The 18,348-nt window shown below is 72.0% G+C and carries 18 protein-coding genes; 9 read left to right on the top strand and 9 right to left on the bottom strand.

Annotated features, from left to right (window positions below):
• Positions 1 to 122 precede the first annotated feature (122 nt).
• On the top strand, positions 123 to 827 hold the full coding sequence (locus K8612_RS22695) for a hemerythrin domain-containing protein (RefSeq protein WP_223740519.1): 705 nt from the start codon (positions 123 to 125) through the stop codon (positions 825 to 827).
• Here the strand turns inward: K8612_RS22695 and K8612_RS22690 are convergent.
• Both K8612_RS22690 and K8612_RS22685 read right to left on the bottom strand, forming a co-directional pair.
• On the bottom strand, positions 808 to 1,296 hold the full coding sequence (locus K8612_RS22690) for a hemerythrin domain-containing protein (RefSeq protein WP_223763826.1): 489 nt from the start codon (positions 1,294 to 1,296) through the stop codon (positions 808 to 810). The genes K8612_RS22695 and K8612_RS22690 overlap by 20 nt on opposite strands.
• Before the next feature lie 9 nt (positions 1,297 to 1,305).
• Positions 1,306 to 1,950 (bottom strand): hypothetical protein, encoded by a 645-nt coding sequence (locus tag K8612_RS22685; protein ID WP_223740521.1) that lies wholly within the window; start codon positions 1,948 to 1,950, stop codon positions 1,306 to 1,308.
• Between the two features lie 56 nt (positions 1,951 to 2,006).
• On the opposite strand from K8612_RS22685, the gene K8612_RS22680 reads away from it, so the two are divergent.
• Genes K8612_RS22680 through K8612_RS22670 form a run of 3 tightly spaced genes read left to right on the top strand, consistent with a single transcriptional unit; the run spans position 2,007 to position 4,484 of the window.
• Positions 2,007 to 2,849, top strand: coding sequence for an LEA type 2 family protein (locus K8612_RS22680; RefSeq protein ID WP_223740522.1), 843 nt, complete (start codon positions 2,007 to 2,009; stop codon positions 2,847 to 2,849).
• A 14-nt stretch (positions 2,850 to 2,863) separates the two neighbouring features.
• Entirely contained in the window at positions 2,864 to 3,550 is a 687-nt protein-coding gene (aat, locus tag K8612_RS22675; protein ID WP_223740523.1) for a leucyl/phenylalanyl-tRNA--protein transferase, read from the top strand.
• Between the two features lie 10 nt (positions 3,551 to 3,560).
• On the top strand, positions 3,561 to 4,484 hold the full coding sequence (locus K8612_RS22670; RefSeq protein WP_223763825.1) for a hypothetical protein: 924 nt from the start codon (positions 3,561 to 3,563) through the stop codon (positions 4,482 to 4,484).
• 113 nt (positions 4,485 to 4,597) lie between these two features.
• Here K8612_RS22670 and K8612_RS22665 read toward each other — a convergent pair whose 3' ends face one another.
• On the bottom strand, positions 4,598 to 5,602 hold the full coding sequence (locus K8612_RS22665) for a hypothetical protein (RefSeq protein ID WP_223740525.1): 1,005 nt from the start codon (positions 5,600 to 5,602) through the stop codon (positions 4,598 to 4,600).
• Between the two features lie 63 nt (positions 5,603 to 5,665).
• On the bottom strand, positions 5,666 to 6,469 hold the full coding sequence (locus K8612_RS22660; RefSeq protein WP_223763824.1) for a hypothetical protein: 804 nt from the start codon (positions 6,467 to 6,469) through the stop codon (positions 5,666 to 5,668).
• Between the two features lie 55 nt (positions 6,470 to 6,524).
• Here K8612_RS22660 and K8612_RS22655 point away from each other — a divergent pair, with 55 nt between their 5' ends.
• On the top strand, positions 6,525 to 7,925 hold the full coding sequence (locus K8612_RS22655) for a hemolysin family protein (protein WP_223740527.1): 1,401 nt from the start codon (positions 6,525 to 6,527) through the stop codon (positions 7,923 to 7,925).
• A 7-nt stretch (positions 7,926 to 7,932) separates the two neighbouring features.
• Here K8612_RS22655 and K8612_RS22650 read toward each other — a convergent pair whose 3' ends face one another.
• The 3 genes from K8612_RS22650 to glgA are packed head-to-tail and all read right to left on the bottom strand — an operon-like array spanning position 7,933 to position 10,811.
• Complete coding sequence (locus tag K8612_RS22650; RefSeq protein WP_223763823.1) at positions 7,933 to 8,424, bottom strand: hypothetical protein; 492 nt, start codon at positions 8,422 to 8,424, stop codon at positions 7,933 to 7,935.
• A complete protein-coding gene (locus K8612_RS22645; RefSeq protein ID WP_223740529.1) occupies positions 8,424 to 9,341 on the bottom strand; it encodes a serine/threonine-protein kinase in 918 nt (305 codons plus the stop codon). The genes K8612_RS22650 and K8612_RS22645 overlap by 1 nt, the downstream gene beginning before the upstream one ends.
• Before the next feature lie 36 nt (positions 9,342 to 9,377).
• On the bottom strand, positions 9,378 to 10,811 hold the full coding sequence (glgA, locus tag K8612_RS22640; RefSeq protein ID WP_223763822.1) for a glycogen synthase GlgA: 1,434 nt from the start codon (positions 10,809 to 10,811) through the stop codon (positions 9,378 to 9,380).
• A 71-nt stretch (positions 10,812 to 10,882) separates the two neighbouring features.
• On the opposite strand from glgA, the gene pdxH reads away from it, so the two are divergent.
• Entirely contained in the window at positions 10,883 to 11,482 is a 600-nt protein-coding gene (gene pdxH / locus K8612_RS22635; protein WP_223740531.1) for a pyridoxamine 5'-phosphate oxidase, read from the top strand.
• A gap of 4 nt (positions 11,483 to 11,486) precedes the next feature.
• Here pdxH and K8612_RS22630 read toward each other — a convergent pair whose 3' ends face one another.
• Together K8612_RS22630 and K8612_RS22625 are read right to left on the bottom strand one after the other, a co-directional pair.
• A complete protein-coding gene (locus K8612_RS22630) occupies positions 11,487 to 13,901 on the bottom strand; it encodes a CapA family protein (protein ID WP_223763821.1) in 2,415 nt (804 codons plus the stop codon).
• A 149-nt stretch (positions 13,902 to 14,050) separates the two neighbouring features.
• Positions 14,051 to 14,740, bottom strand: coding sequence for an SDR family oxidoreductase (locus K8612_RS22625; RefSeq protein ID WP_223740533.1), 690 nt, complete (start codon positions 14,738 to 14,740; stop codon positions 14,051 to 14,053).
• A gap of 103 nt (positions 14,741 to 14,843) precedes the next feature.
• Between K8612_RS22625 and hemG the strand changes: the two genes are divergently transcribed.
• From hemG to K8612_RS22610, 3 genes are all read left to right on the top strand, one after another.
• Positions 14,844 to 16,244, top strand: a complete 1,401-nt coding sequence (hemG, locus tag K8612_RS22620) for a protoporphyrinogen oxidase (RefSeq protein WP_223763820.1) — start codon at positions 14,844 to 14,846, stop codon at positions 16,242 to 16,244.
• A 255-nt stretch (positions 16,245 to 16,499) separates the two neighbouring features.
• Entirely contained in the window at positions 16,500 to 17,558 is a 1,059-nt protein-coding gene (locus tag K8612_RS22615; RefSeq protein ID WP_223740535.1) for a sensor histidine kinase, read from the top strand.
• The gene (locus tag K8612_RS22610; protein WP_223740536.1) at positions 17,555 to 18,328 is read left to right on the top strand and encodes a LytTR family DNA-binding domain-containing protein; all 774 of its coding nucleotides are present in this window, start codon (positions 17,555 to 17,557) and stop codon (positions 18,326 to 18,328) included. Before K8612_RS22615 ends, K8612_RS22610 begins: the two co-directional genes overlap by 4 nt.
• Positions 18,329 to 18,348 lie beyond the last annotated feature (20 nt).

Below are 18,348 nucleotides of genomic sequence, written 5' to 3'. Positions count from 1 at the left end.
CCCGCTGGGGGCTTCTTCTTGCGATGTCACCCCACCTCTATGCGGCTCGTAGGACTGCTTATTCCGCGCAGACCTCCTGTCGGACAGGTTCAGTTGGCGGGACAGCGGCTCATACAAGGGGCATGTCCACGAATGAGGCATCCAGCCGCCGCCGCTTCCTGTCCACGGTGGTCGTGCTCGGCGTTGGAAGCACCGTGAGCGCGGCGCCCAAGGCGGAGCGCAAGTCCAGGCCCGCGGAGGTGAACGCCACCGAGGACCTGATGCGCGAGCACGGCGTCATCCGCCGCACGCTCCTGATGTACGAGGAGATCGCTCGCCGCCTCGGCGTGCCTGAAGAGAAGGCCCCCGCGGAGGTGCTCGCCCAGGCCACCCGGCTCATGCGCCGCTTCGGCGAGGACTACCACGAGAAGACAGAGGAGACGGAGGTGTTCCCCCGGCTGGTGAAGGCGGGCCAGCAGAAGGAGCTCGTCCAGGTGCTGCTCGAACAACACGCCGCCGGGCGCAAGCTCACCGCGTCCATCCTCGCCGCGGCCTCAGGCCGCGACGCCCTCACCCAACCCCAGCAGAGGGCCACGGTCGCGCGGCAGCTCACGCAGTTCATCCGCATGTACCAGCCGCACGCCGCTCGCGAGGACACGGTCCTGTTCCCCGCGTTCCGCGAGCTCTTCGACGAGAAGCAGTTCCAGGAGCTGGGCGAGCGCTTCGAGGCGCAGGAGCACCGGCTGCTGGGGAGCAATGGTTTCGAGAACGCGCTCAAGGAAGTGGATCAACTGGAGCGCGCGCTGGGAGTCCACGACCTCGCCCGGTTCACGCCCTCGGAGAAATAGTGCGCGCGAGGAACGCGGCCAACAGGGCCCGCCGCTCCTCTTCACCCAGCACTCCATCCAAGGCGGGGAACAGGTACGTCTCCTCGCGCAGCGAGTGGTGGTGCTCCAGATGCTTGAACGTGCTCTCCATGTCGAACACACGGAGCACGGCGCGGCGGTAGTCCGGAGCGCTCGCGTCCAGCGCGTCCACGGCCTCCTGACACTTCGTCAGCAGCTCCCGCATGCGCTGGTGCTCGCCGGTGAAGAGCTCCGGCGCGGCGCCTCGGATCCTTCCGGCGCGTGGCAGCTCCGGCAGGAGCAGCGCCTCCTCCGCCTCCAGGTGCCGCGTCAGTTCCTCGCGGTAGCGCGCCAGCCGCTCACGCGCGGCGGGCAGGTCCATGCCCATCAGCGCCTCCTGGTGCAGGAGGAACAGCTCCTCCAGGTCGCGGTGGAGCACTCCCAGGCTGACGAAGTCGGTGGGCGCGGCCATCAACGCCCTTCAGTGCACCTTGTCGTCGCGCACGTGGGCCTCGCGGGCCACGCGCGGACGCGGCGTCACCATGCGGGCCACTCCGGAGTAGAGCTGGTCCTCCGTGTAGACCTTGCGCACGCGGCGGTGCGACGCGCGCGGGTGGTAGGCCGGGCCCGGACGCTCCAGCCATTGCAGCACCCGCACCTCGCCGGAGTACGCCAGGTCCGCGAGCAGCGCCTCCGGGCACAGCTTCAGGTAGCGGCGCACCAGCGGCCGCAGGCGGCGCCCGAACTCCGCGCCCAGCTTCGCGTGGCGGCGGCCCGCGTGCAGCGTGCCGTCGAAGCGCAGGGAGATGTGGAAGAGTTCGTGCATCAGCGTCTCCAGCCGCGACTTCGCGGTGGAGCCCCGGAAGAAGAGGGGCCGGAGCGTGATGCAGTACAGGATGCGGCGGCCCCGGATGCGCACCACCGGCTTGCGCCGCCCCGCCTTGTCGATGCTCTTGCCCCCCTTGAAGCACAGGGGCTTCACCGTGCCTCGCGACGCCCGGCGGGCCTCCCCGGCGACGATGAGGATGCGCCCCACCTTCACGTGGCCGAACTCGGGCATGCGCGCGGCGATGTCCCGGATGAGGGAGCGCAGGGTCCTGTTGAAGTTGGGACGTCGGGGAGCCACGGTTGGTGGACAGTCTAGCGGAAATCCCCTTGGGACCAGCCCCTGGCCTCCCCAGAATGTCCTTTGTGAATCGCTCGACCTGCCTGATGGCCCTGGTGTCCGCGCTGTTCGCCCTCCACCTCGGGTGCGCCTCCGCGCCCGTCCGCTCCGGCGGCCCCCCGGCCCTGACGGCCCAGGAGACCGCCGTCGTGTCCCAGGGGCTCACCGACGCCTCCGTGCGCTACACCGGACAAATCACCGGCACCGCCAACGGCGTCGTGGAGCGGGCCGACTACGAGCTCGTCGCCGACGGGCAGGTGGTGAAGACGGGCTCCGCGAAGCTGGGCGTGCCGTTCGCGCCGGGGGCCCCCGCGGACTTCTCCATCGAGGAGAAATCCGCCTACGTGAAGAGCCCGGAGGACCTGGCCCGCCTGAGCGCCCAGGGCGGCACGGTGCTCATCGCGCTGCGCGGCACGCTGGTGGTGCGCTCGGGTGGCGGTGAGGAGACCCTGCCCTTCGCCGCCAGCCGCGCCGTGCGCGTGCCCCGGCTGCCGGAGGTCATCGTGGAGAGCCTGGACGCGGCCCGCTATTCGCCGGAGGAGGTGCAGATGAACCTGCGGCTGGGCGTGCGCAACCCGAACCCGTTCCCGCTGCGGCTGGACTCGCTGACCTACCAGGTCGTCATCGCGGACAAGCCCCTGGAGGAGGGCACCACGGCGCAGGCGGACTCGGTGGATGCGTCCGCCACGGGTGTGTACCCGGTGGAGGTCGCGGTGACGGCCGAGTCCTGGGGGCCGGGGGTCAAGGCGCTCATCGGCAAGGGAGTCCTGCCCTACAGCGTGAAGGGCGAGCTGAAGGGCCCCCTGTTGCAGGTCCCCTACTTCCTGAAGGGTGACGTGAAGCTCAACGTGTCCCGCTAGACTGGCGCGCACGCGTGCCCATCTACCTGCTGAGTGACGACGAGCCGGAGCTGTTCCCCCCACCCGCCAAGGCGGACAAGAGCGGCCTGCTCGCGGTGGGCGGCGACCTGCGCCCGGAGCGGCTGGTGGCCGCGTACTCGCAGGGCATCTTCCCCTGGTACAGCGAGGGGCAGCCCATCCTGTGGCACTCGCCCGACCCGCGCTTCGTGCTGGAGCCGGACAAGATCCACGTGGGGCGTTCGCTGCGCAAGGTGATGAACCGGGGCACGTACACGGTGCGCTACGACACCGTGTTCGCGAAGGTCATCGACGCATGCTCGCGCGTGCACCGGCCGGGGCAGGACGGCACCTGGATTACGGACGCGATGAAGCAGGCGTACATCCGGCTGCACGAGCTGGGGCTGGCGCACTCGGTGGAGGCGTGGGACGGCGAGGTGCTGGTGGGCGGGCTGTACGGCGTGTCGCTGGGCGCGGCGTACTTCGGGGAGAGCATGTTCGCGCTGGCGCCGGACGCGTCGAAGGTGGCGTTCGCCACGGCGGTGGAGCGCTTCAAGGGCTGGGGCTTCCAGCTCATCGACTGCCAGGTGGAGACCGAGCACCTGGAGCGCTTCGGCGCCGAGTCCTGGCCGCGCAAGCGCTTCCTGGCGGCGCTCGCGCAGGCGTTGAAGGAGCCCACGCGGCGGGGGCCGTGGACGGAGTAGACTCCACCGGATGGACGTCCACTACACCTGGATTGGCCCTCCTCCGGCGGACCGCAACCGCGACATCACCGCGCCGAAGGCCCTGGCGGCACGCTGCGCGGGACAGAGCGTCAAAATCTATTTCTGGTGCCTGGACGCGCACGTCGCCGCCTACGAGCGGGACTTCGCCGCGCACACGAACGTCACCGTGCGAGGCATGCAGGCGTTCCTGGCGAAGGCGGGCACGCGGGCGTATCGCTGGTACTACTGGTACCAGGAGTCGGACGACTGGGCCGTCGCGGCGATGACGGACATCCTCGGCTGGGGCCTGGCGCTGGCGACGCCGCCCTCGTACCGCGCCTTCGTGAAGGACGCGTGGTCGCTGTTCCTCATGTACACGTGGGGCGGCTATGTGATGGACGCGGGCGTGGGGCCGCACGGCGGAGGCACGTTCGCCCTGCCGGAGCCAAAGGCCTTCATGGCGCCGTCGCTGACGAGGGACGACGCGCTGATGATGCGCCGTTTCCAGCTCTCACGGCTCACCGGCTGGCAGGCGGAGGGCGACGTGACGCTCAACGAAAGCCGCGCGGACGAGGTCTGCGAGGCGATGGACTACGGCGCGGCGGACGACGGCGAAGGAGAGATGTGTCCCCAGTTGGAGGTCTGGATGCTGGGGAGCCCTCGTTACTCCAAGGGTGCCTGGGCCGCGCTCAAGCAGTACTGCGTGGTCTGGAAGGAGATGCAGCAGAAGGACACGCTGGTGAGCGCGACCGCGCCGCAGGTGTTCCGCTACCTCATCGCCGGCTCCGTCTACAACGGCTTGACGCGCACGCAGAAGGGCGGCGTCCAGGCCCCGCACGACGCGCTCTGGTACTGCACGGACAACAAGAACGGCACGGTGGACGTGCCGGACCTGAAGCTGCGCAAGACGTACCACGGGTCCAGCGCGCAGTAGCCGGGTCGCGGCCAAAGCGCGTATCGCGCCTGGACACCCTCCCACGGCCCGTGGATTGCCCCTGGAGGCCGACAGCGGCGTCCAGGGGCCTGGGCTTCACAGCGTGAGCGCGGCTACTTCTTGCACGGCGACAGCGTGCGCTTCGCGTGGATGAGGTCCTCTTCCGTGGGGCTCCCGTACCGCACGGCCTTCGGCGCGGCCTTCAGCTTCTGGTAGTCGTACGCGTAGAGCACGCCCATCTCCCGGCTCAGGATGAAGCGCGGGCCGCTGAAGTCCCAGAGGCCTCCGAACAACTGCCCTCCCGGCTTGAGCGGCGTCAGCGCCGTGCTCTCCCGCCCCCGCACGAACAACATGGACAGGTCGTCCGTCGCCCAGTTGCACGGGTTGCTGCCGTTCTTGTGCAGATAGGACACCGTCAGGTCGAACGCGCCCTCGCCCTCGTCGCCCGTCACGCCGAAGTACTCCCACAGCCGCGCGCACTCCGGCGCCGCGCAGTCCTGCGGCGGGATGTGCTCCGCGTAGTCCGGCGGAATGCCGTCCGACTCCTTGCCAATCAGGCTCCGGTTGGGCCGGCGCAGCACGCACCCCGTGGGCTCGTCCTTCTGCCGCAGCGCGATGGGCGTCCCCGCCAGCCGCCCGGGCGGCAGCACCTCGCACTCCGTCGCCAGCTCCGCCATCAGGTACGTCTGGCGGTCCTCGTCCGTCCCCATCCGCACCGCCCAGTACGCGATGGGCGTGCCCTTGCAGGCCTTCGCCTTCTCCTTGCCGAACACCCAGATGGGCGCCTTCGCCGTGTCCAGCGCGCCCAGCTTCTTCGCCTGGTCCATGGGCACCGGCTTCACCCCGGAGCGGCTGCGCGCCCCCGCCTGGAAGAACTTGTCCTTCGAGGACGGGATGATGGCCTGGTGCACCAGCCAGCCCAGCCGGTCGATGCCCACCTGCCCCATGGGCGTCATCGGCAGGAACTCCGGCTTCACCGGGCAGCCCCGGTCCGGCTCCGGCATGTCCACCACCACCGCCGAGCCGTCGTCCTCATCCACCTGCGCCCACGCGGCCCCCGGCCCCACCGTCAGCGCCAGCACCAGCGCGAACCCCGCGCGCTTCACTCCGTTCGTCATTCCGTCGGACCTCCACCCACGGTCATACCGCAAGCGGCTGCCCTCCGGCGCGCCCCCCAGGCCTCAGCGGGGCTTCTTCGGAGCCGGCTTGCGCTTCACCGGCGGAGGCGGCGCGGGCGGCACCCCGGCATCCCGCGGCACGTCCGACACCGTCGCGTCGAGCGCCTCCTGCTTCGCGGCGTCCTCCGGCTTCGGCGGCGCCTCCACCTCCGTGCGGTCCTCCAGCGGCACGCGGCCCACGGCGCGGTTGAACAGCTCCCACAGCGCCTTGCGGTGGCCCTCGCGGTCCGTCTTCCCGGACAACACCAGCCCCGCGCCGCTGTAGCGCACCGTCAGCCCCGGCGGCATCCCCGCCGCGAAGTCCTCCAACTGCGCCTGGAGCTGCGGCACCGCGAACGTCAGCTCCAGCTCCTTCGCCAGGTACGCGTGCGTCTTGAGGAACGCGCGCAGCGCCAGCCGGCACGCGGTGTCGTTCACCGTCGCCGTGAGGCCGCGCTCCGCCCCGTCCGTGGCCTTCAGGTCCGGGCAGGCCTTCCTGGCCGCCGCGAGTTCCGACCCGGTGTTCTGCAACTCGATGGGCCCCACCATCACCCGCCACACCGCGAAGCGGCCCTCCGCGTACAGCAGCACGCGCGCGATGCCGGCGGCGTGCGGCGTCAGGAGCAGCTCACCGCTCTGGGCCAGCGCCTCCGCCGTCACGACGTTGGGCGCGTCGGACTCCGCCCAGTCCACGGCGGTGAGCTTCTGGAAGGTCTCCTTGCCGGGCTCCAGCGTCAGGGCCTGGTCCACCGGCCAGGCCCGGGCCGCCGAGGGCGCCGCCAGCGCGCCCAGCAGTCCGCCAATGACGTACATCCGACGTCCCCGCATGGTGTCTCCCGCCAGGGTGGTATGCCCCTCTAGCACGGGATAAGAACGACCCCCTATGCCTACCTGGACCCTCTGGGTCGCCTGCCTGGCCCTCTGCTTCATGAGGTCCCTGGTCGCCGCCGCGGAGTCCGCGCTGTATGGGACGTCCGACCTGCGCGCCCAGGAGCTCGCGGAGGAGAGCAAGAGTGTCGCCGCGCGCCGGGTGCTCCGTCACAAGACGGACCGTGAGCCCGCCGCCACCGCCCTGCGCCTGGGGATGGTGCTGTCCGGCTTCCTCGCCGCCGCCATTGGCGCCTTCGTCCCGCCGCGCCTCCTGGACTTCAGCCGCTACGCGGAGGCCACCTGGGTGCCCATCGCCACGGTGTGCGCGGGCGCCCTCTTCGTGGGCGTGCTGGCCAGCCTCATGGAGGTGACGCTGCGCGGCCTGGCCAACGGCAACCCGGAGCGCTGGGCGCTGCGCCTGTCGGCCCTGGTGTCCCTGCTGGTGGCGGTGCTCTATCCGCCCATGCGCCTGATGCTGGGCATGCTCAACCTGGGCGCCCGCACCATGGGCCGCACCCTGCGCTTCGAGCCGCCGCCCCCGCCCCTGGAGGAACTGGAGAAGCTGCTCGCCGCCCAGGCCGCGCGCAACGAGGTGGACAAGAGCGCCCCGCAGCTCATCCGCTCCATCTTCGAGCTGTCCGACAAGCGCTGCCGCGACGTGATGGTCAACCGCACGGACGTCGTCTCCGTGGACGTCACCACGCCGCCGGATGAGGTCCTGCGCATCCTGGCGGAGGAGAACCACTCGCGCATCCCGATCTACAAGGACGACGTGGACCACATCGTCGGGGTGCTGCACGCGCGCGACCTCATCCCGCTGCTCCAGCACCCGGAGCTCATCGTCCTGCAGGACATCATCCGCCCCGCCCACTTCGTGCCGTGGATGAAGCCCGTGGGCGACCTGCTGCGCGACATGCAGAAGCGGAAGATCCACATGGCCATGGTCGTGGACGAGTACGGCGGCTTCATGGGCGTCGTCACCCTGGAGGACATCCTCCGCGAAATCGTGGGCGACATCGGCGACGAGTTCGAGGTGGAGGAGAAGCTCGTCGAGAAGATGGCCGACGGCAGCTCGCTGGTGGACGCCGCCATGGAGGTGGATCAGTTCACCAAGGTCTTCGGCTTCCCGCTGCCGGAGGGCGACTTCGACACGCTGGGCGGCTACCTGTCCTCGCTGGCGGGCCACCTGCCGGACGTGGGCGAGCGCTTCACGTACAACGGCTGGCAGTTCGTCGTGGCCACCAAGGAGGGCGCCCGCATCGACCGCGTGCGGATGTCCCGCCTCAAGAGCGCCGCGCCCGGCCTCGCGGACGGACAGCTCCGCGACGGCGTCCCGGCGTCCCGGGACGACGGCCAGGGGGGCCCGCCGCGGCAGCCCCCGGACTCCGGCGCGGCGCCGGACGCCAAGGGCTGAAGCCGCTTCACTGCGCCGGGCTGGACTCCCCGCCCGGCACCCACGCGAGGTCCAGCGAGCGCACGTCCCGGAAGGGCGCGCGCCGCTCGGAGCCCCCGAAGCGCAGCACCACGCCGCCCTCCACCCGCACCTCGTGCGAGGCCGCCTCCGGCCGGCCCCCGCCGCGCGCCACGGCCAGCGGGAAGGCGACCTCCAGGGGGACCTGGCCCTTGCCGTCCAGGGGCACGCCCATCACCTGCTCGCCCGTGGCCACGCGCCGCCCGTCCACGCGCAGGTCGAAGTCCACGCGCGTGAGCGTGGCCGCGTCCGAGGACGGGTTTCCCACCTGGAGCTTCAGCGTGAGCGCCCCGCTGCCGTCGCGCGTGAAGGCCACGTCCACCGCCTCCACCCGCACCGCCTCGTCGTAGGCGCGCGGGCTGAAGGGCACCACGCCCAGGCAGCCGGACAGGCAGGAGAGGCCGGCCAGCCCCAGCCCGAGCACCGCCCGGCGCGAGCGCATCAGCCGCCCAGCAGAGGCTGCAGCGCCTCCACCGTGAGGGGCCAGCCCGCGCGGCGCGCGAGCACCTCCAGCGCCTTGATGAACTCCGCCGCGGTCTGGAAGCGGCGGGCCCGGTCCGCGAACAGCGCCTTGCGCGCCACCCGCGCCGCGTAGTCCGGCAGGTCCGGAGACAGCGTGGAGAGCAGCGGCACGCGGGCATCGCGCACCTGGTGCATGAGCTGCGCCTCGTTGTCGCCGGTGAAGAGGCGGCGGCCGGCCCACAGCTCCCAGAGGATGACGCCCACCGCGTACAGGTCCGTGCGGGCGTCCACCGCCTGCCCCAGCACCTGCTCCGGGCTCATGTACGGCAGCGTGCCGCGCAGCGCGCCGGAGTCGCCGCGGATCATCCCCTCCACCTCCGCCACGCCGAAGTCGGTGAGCTTCACGTCGCCCTGGACGCCCAGGAGCACGTTGGCGGGGTTCACGTCGCGGTGGACGATGGTGGCGCCGTTCTCCCCCACCTTGGCGCGGTGGATGTAGTCCAGCGCCTTGAGGATGCACCACGCGATGTAGCAGGCGGACTCCGGCGGCATGGCGGCGCCGGCCTTGATGAGCAGCTCCTGCATGTAGCCCAGCGTCCGGCCACTCACGAGCTCCTGCACCATGAGGTAGTCCGGCCCGGCGCGGAACAGCCGGAACGTCCGCACGATGTGCGCGTTGCGCAGGCGCACCGTCAGCTTCGCCTCGTCGACGAAGGCCTTCACATACGCGGGGTCGTTGCGGAAGGACGGGTGCAGCCGCTTGATGACGACTTCCTCGGGCTCGCCCGGGGAGCGCTGGGTCGTCTCACGGGCACGCGCCTGATACACCTCGGCCATGCCACCGACCGCCAGCCGGCCGACCACTTCATAGCCACCCAGGTCCGGAGCTTCCGCCACGGCGGCAAGATTAACGCGGATCCGGGAGCGGCCCCACTATTCCTCCACCAGGGAGTGGAAGAGGGCCTCGTACTTCCGGGCGGACGCGGTCCAGGAGAAGTCCTTCCCCATGCCGCGCACCTGGAAGTCCCCCAGCCGTGCGGGGTCCGCGTACAGGGAGAGCGCCCGGCGGATGGCGGCCAGGAGCGCCGAGCGGTGGAAGGCCTCGAAGAGGATGCCGTTGCCGTCCAGGCCCCCCTCCACCGTGTCCACCAGCCCGCCCGTGGCCCGGACGATGGGCACCGTGCCGTAGCGCAGCGAATACATCTGGTTCAGGCCGCACGGCTCGTAGCGGCTGGGCATGAGGAAGAAGTCCGCCCCGGCCTCCACCAGGTGTGACAGCTCCGGGTCGAACCCGATGCGCACGCCCACCTGCCTGGGGAAGCGGGCCTGGAGCGCCCGCAGGCCCTCCTCCAGCGCCGGGTCGCCGTTGCCCACCGCCACGAACCTCAGGTCCGCCTGGAGCGCCGCGGGCAGCGTCTCCAGCAGCAGGTCCACGCCCTTCTGCCACGCCAGCCGGCTGACGATGCCGAACACCGGCGCGTGGCCCTCCGTGGGCAGGCCGAAGCGCTCCAGCAGGGCGCGCTTGCACACCGCCTTGCCCGTCATGTCCTCCGGGCCGTAGCGCGCGGGCAGGAAGGCGTCCGTCCGGGGGTTCCACTCGTGCGCGTCGATGCCGTTGATGATGCCGGTGAGCGCGTGCGAGCGGCGGCGCAGCAGGCCATCCAGCCCGTAGCCCTGCTCCGGCGTCTGGATTTCGCGCGCGTAGGTGGGCGACACGGTGGTGAGCGCTTCGGAGTAGACGAGCCCCGCCTTGAGGAAGTTGACGTGGTCGTAGAACTCCACGCCCTCCGGCGTGAAGAGGTCCCACGGCAGCCCCAGGTCCTCCATGGTCCGCTTGGGGAACTGCCCCTGGTAGGCCAGGTTGTGGATGGTGAAGACGCACTTCGCGCGGGCCAGCGGCGTGCCCTGGAAGCCCCGGCGCAGCGCCACGGGGACCAGGCCCGTCTGCCAGTCGTGCAGGTGGATGATGTCCGGGAAGAAGCGCAGGCGCTGCGCGGCCTGGAGCGCGCCCACGCACAGGTAGGCGAAGCGGCGGGGGTTGTCCGCGAACTCACCGCCCGCGTCGCCGTAGAGGCCCTTGCGTCCGCCGTAGAAGGCCTCGTTCTCCAGGAAGAGGACCTCCAGGCGTTCGGTGAGGCGCGCGGACAGGATGGGGCCGCCCGTCTCGCCGAAGGGGAAGCGCAGCACCAGGGACTGGCCGGTGGGCACCAAGTGTCCGGTGTTGCGCACGTCCTGGTAGCGGGGCGTGACGATCTTCACGTCGTGCCCCAGCCCGGCGAGCGCCGTGGGCAGGGCCCCGGCCACGTCGCCCAGTCCCCCCGTCTTCGAGAAGGGGGTGACCTCCGAGGCGATGAAGAGGATCTTCATGAGGCCCGCCATTGCGTGCGAGTCCCGACAGGGAGTCAACCGCGAACGTGCGCGCCGGGGCGGTGTTTCCTATGGTGCGCCGCGTGACGACGATTCCACCCGACCCCCTCCAGCGCTTCGCCGACCTCTTCGCCCAGGCGAAGGCCGCCATCCCCGTGGACCCCAACGCCATGGTCGTGGCGTCCGTGGACGACCAGGGGCGCCCCAGCTCCCGCGTGGTGCTGCTCAAGGACTTCGATGCGCGGGGCTTCGTCTTCTTCACCAACTTCCACAGCCGCAAGGGGCAGCAGCTCCGCGCGCACCCGTACGCGGCGCTGTGCTTCTTCTGGCAGCCCCTGGAGCAGCAGGTGCGCATCGAGGGCCGGGTGGAGCAGGTGTCGGACGCGGAGGCGGACGCGTACTTCCAGAGCCGCGCGCGCGGCAGCCAGATTGGCGCGTGGGCCAGCCTCCAGAGCGAGGAGCTGCCCTCGCGCGAGCTGTTGGACCAGCGCGTGGCGGAGGTGGAGGCGCGCTTCCAGGGCCGCGCGGTGGAGCGCCCGCCGCACTGGAGCGGCTTCCGCGTGGTGCCGGACCGCATCGAGTTCTGGCACGCCCGCCCCAGCCGCCTGCACGAGCGCAACGTGTACCTGCGCGACGGCGCGGGGTGGAAGACGCAGTTGCTCTACCCCTGAGCTTTCAGGGCACGCGGTGCTCGCGGAAGGTGACGCGCAGCGTGTACGTGCCCGCCGGGGCCTCCACCCGCACGAAGTCCCGCGCGTGCGGCGTCTGGAGCGTCAGCGTGCCGCCCGTGGCCTGCTTCTCCCAGGCCACCAGCGCCAGGTCGTCCACCGCCGTCACGCCCTGGCCGGACTTCGGGGGCGCGGTGTTGAGCGTCAAGTCCAGCGCCCAGGGCGCGTTCCACAGGTTCGGCCCTGGCGGATCCGCGGGGAAGCGCAGGTCCTCCGCCACCAGCGTCCAGTCGTAGGTGCCGCCGTCGTGGCGCAGCAGCGTCTGCTCGCCAAAGAGCGTGTAGGACTCCACGGGCAGGTACTGCACCTTCGCGGAGAACGCGCCGCCGCCCTGCCCCTTCAGCCACGCCACCGCCGTGAGGTCGCGGTTGGGCGGCCCCTCCGCGAAGCCCGGCGGACGGAAGCGGTTCACCAGCTTCACCGCCGCGCTCCGTGAGTCGCTGGCCGCGCGCCGCTGGCAGAGCGCCGCGGCGCCCCGGTGCGGCCCGTCCTGGCACACGTAGCCGGCGTTCGGGCCCACGCTCCAGCGCGGCGCCTCGTTGGCGTCGTCGTCCACGTCGTGGTCCTCGAAGTCGCCGTGCAGGAGCACGTCGCGCCCGGCCTTGAGCTTCACGCCCGTCACGTCCGCGCCCGTGAGCCTCGCCACCGCCACGGACTCGCCTTCCTGGCGCAGGGGCCGCAGGTCCACCGTGGAGCGGCCGTTCGCGTCCACAGTCACCGGCACGTCCACGGTGCGCTCGCTCACCGCCGCGTGTCTGTCTTCCGGGAGCAGTTCGCCCCAGGAGGGTTGGGGCACCAGCTCCACGCCGCCCTCGCGGGACAGCTCCGCCAGGTTGCGCAGGAAGCTGTCCGCCAGGTCGCCCGCGACGGGGCGGGGGCGGTAGTCCTCGATGTACACGGGCACGGCGCGGGCGCGGTCCACGCGCGCGCCCGTGGCCTCCACCTCCGCCATCAGGCCCACCATCGTCTCCATGCGGTCCTGGTCGAAGGCGAAGTTGCCCAGCGACTGCGCCATCAGCACGCCCTGGTGGCGCGCGAAGCCCTGCGGGATGTGCGGGTGGTGCGCGATGACGAGCCCCGCGCCCGCGTCCACCAGGTCGCGCATCCGCTGCGCCGTCGGGGTGGAGGGCCGGAGGCTGTACTCGACGCCGGTGTGCAGCACCGCCACCGGCACGCGCCCCTGTGCCTTCTCCGCGGCCAGCAGCGCGGACGCCCGCGTCAAGTCGCGCGCGTCCGCCGCGCCGCCCTGGTCGGGGCCCGCGACGTACTGCTGCTCATGCGCGCTGCCGGTGATGGAGCACATGGACACCAGGCTGTAGTCCCCGCCCGCGAGCGACACGCGCGCCGGGAGGAAGGCCTCGGTCTCGTCCTGGCCCGCGCCGCTGAAGGCCATGCCTGTCGCGGCCACGTGCGCGAGCGTGTCCGCGAGCCCCGGCGCCAGGTAGTCGTAGACGTGGTTGTTGCCCAGGCTCACGTAGTCCACGCCCAGCCACGGCAGCGCGGGCAGCGAGCCGGGCAGCGTGAAGAACGCGTAGGCCTTCTCGTCGTGGGGCGTCGCTGGGCGGTCCGTCACCGGCGTCTCCAGGTTCACGGCCCGGAAGTCCGCCGCCTGGAAGTAGGGCCGCACGTGCGTGAAGACGGCCTTCGTGCCCGGCAGCGGATCCGACACACGGATGAGCGCGGCCGGGTCGTCCGGCGGCATCTGGTTGCGTGGCGTGGTGTCGTCCGGGTCCAAGAAGCGCCGGCCCAGCGACACGTCGCCCGCGAAGAGCATCCGCACGCCGTCCTTCGGGGACAGGCGCACCGGCGGCAGCGTCACGCGCTTCTCCGTCAGGCTCCGGCGCAGCTCCACCGCCACCACCGCCGGGCGGAAGCCCTCCGCGTCCACCGTGAGCAGCCGGTTGTGGCGGGGCAGCGCGGGGAAGCGGAAGTGGCCGGCCGCGTTCGTGCGCGCCCGCGCGTCCCCCACCTGCACCACGACGTCCGCGACCGGCGTGCCCGCCGTGGAGACCAGCGAACCCTCCAGCGCGATGCCGGTGCAGGCGTAGTCACGGCGCGCGGTCCGCTCGGCCTCGGGCACGCTGGCGTCCGCCGCGGGCTCCGGCGCGCAGGCCGTCAGCACCGGAGCCTCCTCGGGCGGGGGCGGCTGCTCCGCGGTCTCGTCGGGAGGCGGATTCTCGTCCGGCGGCGGCCTGGGAGGCGGAGGGGATTCCTCGCCGGGCGGGTCCTCCGGAGGCGTCACCGGCGCCGAGGGCTCATCGCCCGGCGTCACGGCCTCTCCCTGCTCCGGCGGGGACGCGCCAGGACCGCACGCCACCAGACACGCCGCCACCCACGCCACGGACCACCGCCGCCACGCCATCCCACCCCTCCACCGCGGACTGCCTCGCGACGAGATGGGGACGACGGCAGGCAGGCGCCAGCGACGGACTCGCCCCCGGGGGCTGCCTGCCTGCCCCGTGGGTCCGGGGGGTGTTCACCCGGCGACAGCGACCCTGTCCCTCCAGGACACTACCAGGGCACCTCCGCGCCCTCGTAGTCGAAGAACCGGCCGGAGTGCTCCAGCGAGATGCTGTCGATGACCCGCAGCATCCCGCGCACGGACTCCTCCGCCGGCAGCGGCGCGTCCTGCCCGCCCATGTCCGTCTGCACCCAACCCGGATGCAGCAGCACGCACGCCAGCCCTTCGCGGCGCAGGTCGTTGGACATGGAGCGCACGCCCATGTTCAGCGCGGCCTTGGACATGCGGTAGGCGTACGCGCCGCCCTCCGTGTTGCTGGAGAGCGACCCCATGCGCGACGTGACGTGCGCCACCTTGCGGCCCGCGCCGTGCCGCAGCGCCGGCAGCAGCGCGGAGGTGATGCGCAGCGGCCCGAGCGCGTTCACCTCGATGGTGCGCGCCAGGTCCTCGTAGTCCAGCTCATGCAGCCCCACCCACTGACCGGACACGCCCGCGTTGTTGATGAGCACGTCCACCGGCTCGCGGCACACGCGCTCCGCGAAGGCCTGGACGCTGTCCGCGCGCGTGACGTCCAGCGCGTGGATCCTCAGGCGGTTGCCCGCCTCCAGCAGCAGCGGCTCCAGCCGGCGCGCCAGCTCCGGGGCACGCACCCCCGCGTCCACCGTTTCTCCCCGCCGCAGCAGTTGCTGCACGAATTCGAAACCGATGCCACGGCTCGCTCCCGTGATGACATAGCGCATGCCTTTATTAACGCGCCGGGTGGCTCTCCTTGGCAAAGCTCTTGCCTTCGCACTAAGGCGCCCGGGGTTGCTCACCTCACGACAAGCTCGGGAGTAGGACGACATGACGGTCGCGGTCATAGGGGGAGGCATCACCGGACTGGCGCTGGCCTATCAATTGCGGGCTCGCGGTACTGATGCCGTGGTGCTGGAGTCGACGTCACGCGTGGGTGGAAACGTGCAGACCCACGCACGCGGGGGCTACTTGCTGGAGGCCGGGCCCAACAGTTTCCTGGACCGGGAGCCCACCACGCGTGAACTGGCGGAAGCGCTGGGAGTGTCAGCCCGGATTCGTCCGGCGGATGCGGCGGCGAAGAACCGTTACGTTTTCACCCGCGGTGCCCTGCGGGCGCTGCCCACGTCGCCGCCGGCCTTCCTGAAATCCGACATCCTCCCCCTTGCGTCCCGGCTGCGGGTGGTGGGGGAGCTGTTCAGCGGGCGCAACCCCACGGGTGCGGACGAGTCCCTGGCCCAGTTGGGGCGGCGCCACCTGGGACGTGAGGCGACGGCGGTGCTGCTGGACGCGATGCAGACGGGCACCTACGCGGGCGACCCGGAGCAGCTCAGCGCGGAGGCCACGTTCCCGCAATTGGTGAAGTTCGAGCGGGAGCACCGCAGCCTCATCCTGGGCGCCATCCGTGCGCAGCGCGCGGCGCGGCGGGCGAAGGGCGCGGGCGCGGTGGAGCCAGGGCCCCGGCTCACCGGGCAGATGAGCACGTTCGACGGCGGCCTGGGCGTGCTGGTGGACGCGCTGGCGAAGGCGCTGGGCGACAGCGTGCGCACGGACGCGAGGGTGGAGGGGCTGGAGCGCGCGGCGGACGGCTGGAAGGTGCGCTACCAGCAGCGGGGCCAGCCGGCGGAGCTGAGCGCGTCGCACGTGGTGCTGGCGGTGCCCGCGCACGTGGCGGCTTCGCTGGTGCGTCCGCTGGACGCGGAGCTGGCCCGGACGGCGGACGCCATCCCGTACGCGCCCATCGCCGTGGTGCACCTGGGCTTCGCGCCGGGGACGGTGCCGAAGCCGGACGGGTTCGGGTTCCTGATTCCGGCGGTGGAGGGCACGGCGATGCTGGGCACCATCCACGTCTCCACCACGTTCCCCTTCCGCGTGGAGGGCGGGCGCGTACTGCTGACGTGCCTGATGGGCGGCGCCCGCCGGCCGGAGGTCGTCTCCCGGGACGAGGACGCGCTGGTGGCGCTGGCGCGCGAGGAGCTGAAGACGATGGCGGGGCTCACCGCGACGCCGGAGCTGACGGAGGTGTTCCGCTGGCCGCGCGGGATTCCGCAGTACACCGTGGGCCACCTGGAGCGCGTGGCGGCGATGGAGGAGCGGCTGAAGCGCCTGCCCGGCCTGCACCTCGCCGGCAACGCGTACCGGGGCGTGGGCGTCAACGACTGCCTCAAGGAGGCGGCTCGGCTGGCGGACGCGCTGGGCGGGACAGCGGCGGGCGCCACCCGGAGCGCCTGAGCGACCGCTCACCCAGGGACAGCGACGGCCGGGGGCAACCCTCCCTGGAGGGGCCCTGGGTCGATGCCAGAGTCCGTGGGCATGTTTCCCGGACACTGGAGAAGCCCCCCATGTTCTCACTGCGCTCGCCGCTCCTGTCCATGCTCGCCGTCCTCTTCTTCCCCGCGGTCCTCGCCGGGACGTTCGTCCTGGAGTTCGTCCCCGCGACCGTCCCCCAGCGCTAGGGCGCGGGACGGTGTAGCCTTCCGCCTCCGCATGCCGGAGACGTCGTCGGAAGGCTCCATCGTTCGTGCCACGCTGCGCGCGCTCGTCGCGCCGTGGCGGCTGGCCCCCATCGTCCTGGTGTCCATTCCGCTGCTCGTGGCGCAGGTGCGCTGGAGCCTGGACCCCCGGGCGTTCTGGATTGGCCTCCTGCTGTGCCTGCTGTGCGTCGCGGTGGCGCCCGTGTCGTACCGGGTGCTGTTCCCGGAAGGGCTGGACCTGAGCCACGGCGGCATCCGCCTGCTGCTCTACGCGGCGGTGGGCAGCGGCGTGGTGCTGTCCGTGGGCTACGCCCTGCCGCGCGTGATGCTGATGCGGGACACGTTCCTGTCGGAGCCGTACAACCTGGCCATCTGCGGCGGCCTGTTCCTGGTCGCGGGCTGGGGGTTGGGGCGGGACATCGGCTTCGAGGAGACGCTGGCCCGGGAGCGGGCGCGCGCCACCCGCTTCGCCTGGGAGGCGGAGCAGGCGCAGTTGCTGGCGCTGCGCAGCCACCTGGATCCGCACTTCCTCTTCAACACGCTGAACGCCATCGCGGAGTGGTGCCGCGAGGACGGCGCCGTCGCGGAGGCCGCGGTGCTGCGGCTGTCCACGATGCTCCGCTCGGTGCTCGCGGGCGTGCGCAGCGTCACCTGGCCGCTGTCCCAGGAGCTGGAGCTGATGCGCACGCTCTTCGACCTGCACCTGCTGCGCGACCCGGACCTGTTCCAACTGCGCATGGACGTGGCGGACGGGCTTGCGGACGTGCCCGTGCCGCCGCTGTTGCTGCTGCCCCTGGCGGAGAACGCGGTGAAGCACGGCCCGGCGGCCGGCCACCGGGGCCCGCTGGGCGTGGAGGTGGCCGCGCGCGAGGGGGCGGTGGTGGTGTCCATCCACAACCCGGGGGCGTCCAGGGGCCCGCGCGAGGGCAGCGTGGGCCTGCCCACCGTGGAGCGGCGGCTGGCGCTGGCGTACGGCGGCCACGCGCTCCTGTCGCTGGAGAGCGCGGACGGGCGCACCCGTGTCACCGTCACCCTGCCCCGCCAGGGCCCCCAACCCGGAGTCCTCACGTGAGAGAGCCCCTGCGCGTCCTCATCGCCGACGATGAGCTGCTGGCCCGGAAGCGCCTGTCGCGCCTGCTGGCCGCGCTGCCGGACGTGAGCGTCTGCGGCGAGGCGGTGGATGGGGACTCGGTGCTCGCGGCGGTGCGCGCGGGCGGAGTGGACGTGGTGCTGCTGGACATCCACATGCCGGGCCTGAGCGGGCTGGACGCGATGGCGCTGCTGCCGGAAGGCGGGCCCCACGTCATCTTCTGCACCGCCCACGCGGAGCACGCGGTGAACGCCTTCGAGCACGGCGCGGTGGACTACGTGCTCAAGCCCGTGGAGGCGGCGCGGCTGCAGAAGGCGCTGGAGCGCGCGCGGACGCGGCTGCCGGCGCGGGTGAAGTCCGCTCCGGTGACGGCTCCGGCGTCCGCGGCGGAGAAGCCGGCGCTGGCGCGGCTGCCCATCCCGACGCGGCAGGGGCTGGTGCTGGTGTCGCCGGACGCCATCTCCCACGCGTCGCTGGAGGACGAGCTGGTGACGGTGTTCACCGCGCAGGGCGACTACCTCACGGACTTCACGCTCAACGAGCTGGCGGACAAGCTGCCCCCGGAGCACTTCCACCGGGTGCACCGCCGCGCGCTGCTCAACCTGGCCCACGTGACGCGGCTGGAGCCGCTGGAGACGGGCGGCTACCTGGCGCGCACGGCGCGGGGCCACTCGGTGGAGGTGAGCCGCCAGTCCGCGCGCGAGCTGCGCCGCATGCTGGGCCTGCGCAAGGGCGCGGAGGACGAGGGCTGAGCACGGCCTGCGCGCGCGGC

It is taken from the genome of Corallococcus sp. AS-1-6 (genome assembly GCF_020037015.1).
Taxonomy (GTDB): Bacteria; Myxococcota; Myxococcia; order Myxococcales; family Myxococcaceae; genus Corallococcus.
This window is presented reverse-complemented; position numbering and strand designations above follow the sequence as displayed.